A 392-nucleotide genomic window follows, 5' to 3' on the forward strand; every position below is an offset into this window, starting at 1 on the left:
GAGACAGGCCCAGGCCCGGCCCGGCGGCTCGGTCACCGTCGCCGAGCTCGGCGGGAAGGGCAAGCCCGGTGTGATCGGGAAGCCGGGCGCGCTGTGGCGGAAGAAGGCCGCGGACCGGTCCGGACCAGTGGTGGTGACCGGCGCGGGCCCGCTCGCGGCCGGGCTGGAGGCGGCGCAGACGACGATGGCCACCGCGGGCGGTGACCGCGGCCTGTCGGGCGTGCGGTGCGTCGAACCGTCCTCGCGCGCGTGGTTCGTCGGCCCCGGCCCGGCCGCCGCCGCCGACGTCACGCTGCACCTGACCAACGCCGACTCCGCCCCGGCCGCCGCGCAGGTGCGGATCTACGCGGGGGAGGGCCCGCTGATCGGCGACCACGGGGTCGTGGTGGGGC

The 392-nt window shown here is 78.6% G+C and carries 1 protein-coding gene; it reads left to right on the plus strand.

The window, feature by feature from the left end; translation table 11 throughout:
- Nucleotides 1-392, plus strand: a 392-nt coding sequence (locus C1I98_RS42500; protein ID WP_233508602.1) for a DUF5719 family protein, incomplete at both ends; no start/stop codon positions are given.

It is taken from the genome of Spongiactinospora gelatinilytica, from assembly GCF_003236385.1.
Taxonomy (GTDB): domain Bacteria; phylum Actinomycetota; class Actinomycetes; order Streptosporangiales; family Streptosporangiaceae; genus Spongiactinospora; species Spongiactinospora gelatinilytica.